The sequence below is a fragment of the Pseudomonas kitaguniensis genome, assembly GCF_009296165.1.
Taxonomy (GTDB): domain Bacteria; phylum Pseudomonadota; class Gammaproteobacteria; order Pseudomonadales; family Pseudomonadaceae; genus Aquipseudomonas; species Aquipseudomonas kitaguniensis.
Genome location: NZ_VUAZ01000223.1, coordinates 1 through 1,177, shown reverse-complemented (window position 1 = coordinate 1,177; position 1,177 = coordinate 1). Strand labels below are relative to the sequence as shown.

The following is a 1,177-nucleotide window of genomic DNA, read 5'->3' as shown; positions in this document are numbered from 1 at the left end:
CGACGACAATCATTGGGCGTTGGCCTACGAATACGACACGCAAAACCGCCTCACCAGCCGAACACCAAGGCTGGGGCACTCTGCGCTACGGCTACGATGCGTGCGGTCAGTTGCAACACCTTCGCCTGCCGGACAACAACCGCCTGGTGTTCAATCACGACAAGGGCGGTCACCTTGCCACTGTCGAATTAAACAGCGGGCTGCTGACCTCGCACCTGTTCAGTGCAGGCCGCGAGCGCCAACGCCAGCAAGGCCACCTGCTCAGCCACTACCACTACGACGAGCAAAACCGCCTGCACGCCCACGCGGTCAGCCAACAGGAACACACCCTCTACCAGCGCCAATACGACTACGACAACAGCGGCAACCTCAGCCGAATTCTCGACACCCGCAAAGGCCAACACGACTACCACTACGACCCGCTCGCTCGCCTGACCCACGCCGACCACTCACAAGACGTAAAAGAACGTTTCGGCCAAGACCCGGCGGGCAACCTGCTGATGCAAGACCGCCCCGGCCCCGACATCGTTGCCGGCAACCGCCTGATGATCCAGGGCGACCATCATTACGACTACGACGCCTTCGGCAACCTGATCCGCGAACGACGCGGTAAAGGCCATCAACTCGTCACCGAATACCGCTACGACTGCCAGCACCGGCTGACTGGCATTACCCAACCCAACGGGCAAACCGCCCGTTACCGCTACGACCCGTTTGGGCGGCGCATCAGCAAAACCGTGGACGAAAAGACCACAGAGTTTTTTGGCAAGGCGACAAGCTGATTGCCGAGCATCACGCCGACCGCCATCGCAGTTATATCTACGAGCCGGACAGCTTTCGGCCGTTGGCGCTGCTGGAAGGCTTTGGTCCGAGTGAAACCAAAGCCTTCCACTATCAACTCGACCACCTCGGCACACCGCAAGAACTCACCGCGCCTGACGGCGAAATTGTCTGGTGCGCGCACTACCGCGCCTACGGCCAGGTCGCTCGCCTGGACATCAATAAAGTCGACAACCCGCTACGATTCCAGGGCCAATACTTCGATCAAGAAAGCGGGCTGCACTACAACCGCCATCGCTACTACAATCCAGACAGTGGCCGCTACCTGACGCCGGACCCGGTGAAGCTGGCGGGCGGGATCAACGCGTATCAGTATGTGCCCAACCCTACGGGGTGG

At 60.4% G+C, this 1,177-nt stretch carries 1 pseudogene; it reads left to right on the top strand.

What is annotated here, in order from left to right:
- Positions 1-1,177: pseudogene (locus F0169_RS26810) on the top strand (RHS repeat domain-containing protein); the annotation flags it as partial.